Annotated in this window: 1 protein-coding gene; it reads left to right on the top strand. The window is 70.4% G+C overall.

The window, feature by feature from the left end; genetic code table 11:
* Positions 1–1,788 (top strand): recombinase family protein (locus G6O54_RS36725; RefSeq protein WP_205679179.1); only part of this gene is annotated, 1,788 nt, incomplete at its 5' end.
* Positions 1,789–1,905: the final 117 nt, after the last annotated feature.

Here is a 1,905-nt window from a genome sequence, read left to right as displayed (position 1 = left end):
CTGAAAGGGACCATGAGCGAGGCCGAGTTGCACTTCCTGAAGCAACGCCTCTACCAGGGGCGGCTCAACAAGGCCCGACGCGGCGAGCAGTTCACCTCCGCCCCCGTCGGATACGTCCGCTCCCGCTCCGGCGATCGCCTCGAGTTCGACCCCGACGAGCAGGCCCGATCCGTCGTCCAGCTGATCTTCGATAAGTTCGACGAGCTGGGCTCTATCGGCGCCCTGCTGCGATACATGGCGAGGAACGACCTGAAGCTGGGGTTCCGCCTCCAGCGAGGCCCCGATGCGGGCCAACTCCAGTGGCGGCCCGCCCGCCGGCCGACCCTCAACAAGATCCTCCGCCATCCCTACTACGCAGGATGCTATGTATTCGGGATGACGCGACAGGACGAGCGCCGGCGGAAGCCCGGCCGGCCCGGCACCGGTACGGTCCTCGTGGAGCGACTCAAGTGGGACGTGATGATCCCCGACGCGATCCCCGCCTACATCACGTGGGATCGCTACCTGACCAACCAGCGACGATTGGCGGCCAATCGCAACGTCCCCAACGCCGCGGGCACGCCCCGGGGCGGGCCGTCCCTGTTGAGCGGGCTGGCCTACTGCGGCCGATGCGGCCGAAGGATGCGCGTCGCCTACCACGCCCGAGGGATGCCGGTCTATTACACCTGCGTCGGCGGATACGTCGAGCGAGCCGAGCCGATCTGCCAGAGCCTCGCCGGCAGTGAGCTCGAGGATCTCGTCGCCTCCGAGGTGCTCCGCGCCATCGAGCCGGCGAGCCTGGAGCTGAGCGTCCGGGCCGTCGCCGACCTGCGACAGGAGCGGGAACGCCTCGAGCGGGACTGGCAGCGGCGGCTCGAGCGGGCGGACATCGACGCCGACCGCGCCGCCCGGCAATACCACGCGACCGAGCCGGAGAACCGCCTGGTGGCGCGAGAGCTGGAGGCCCGCTGGGAAGCGGCCCTGGCCCGGCGCCGCGAGATCGGCGAGCAACACGATCGCTCCCTCGCCGAGAGGCCTCGCGAGCTGACCGAGGCCGACCGGCTCCGGATCGAGTCCCTGGCCGCCGACATCCCCGGGCTCTGGAACGCCGCGAGCACCACGGTCGAGGAGAGGCAGCGGATCGTCCGCTGCCTGGTCGAGCGGGTCACCGTGACGGTGCGAGGCCGGACCGAGCAGGCCGACGTGACGATCCGCTGGCGCGGGGGCGCCGAGCGACGGCACACGATTCGCCGCCGCGTACAGAAATATGAACAACTCAGCGACTATGAGCGGATCCGGAGTCGGGCGGTCGAGATGCGGGCCGCCGGGGCGACCGCGGGGGAGATCGCCGAGCGGCTCAACCGCGAGGGCTTCCGGCCGCCCCGAGGCAACGGAGCGTTCAATCGTCATGTGATCAACACGTTCCTCGTTCGCCAGGGGTTCGCGGGGCCGGCGAGGGGCCGGCGGATCGCCCCGGGAGAACTCCGGGGCGACGAGTGGCGATTGGGGGACCTGGCGGCGGCGTTGGGGATGCCGAAGGGCTCGCTGCGGAACTGGATGCATCGCGGCTGGGTCCGGGCGAGGAGGTCCGCCGCAGTCGGCGGCGGCTGGATCCTCTGGGCCGACGAGACGGAGTTGCAGCGACTGCGACGGCTCCGCTCCTGGCGCCGCGGCGGCTACGATCAGCAGCGGCCGCCGGAACTCATCACGCCCGGTGCCCCCGACCTTCATGAGCCCCACCCCGATCCGCCGCCGCGGCAGCCCTCAAGCCGCCGATCGCAGCCGGGAGGAAGGAGGCCACGCCGCTGATCCGAGCCGATCGACTGATTCCATAACCAACCCATCGGCCCACCGCCCCGTCACCATAACCGGGCGGAAGGGCCGATGGCGCTTGCGACAAGGAGAGCAGAATGCGTATGGATAGTC

Origin of the sequence: Aquisphaera insulae (assembly GCF_011064615.1) — a bacterium.
Classification (GTDB): Bacteria; Planctomycetota; Planctomycetia; order Isosphaerales; family Isosphaeraceae; genus Aquisphaera; species Aquisphaera insulae.
This window is presented reverse-complemented; position numbering and strand designations above follow the sequence as displayed.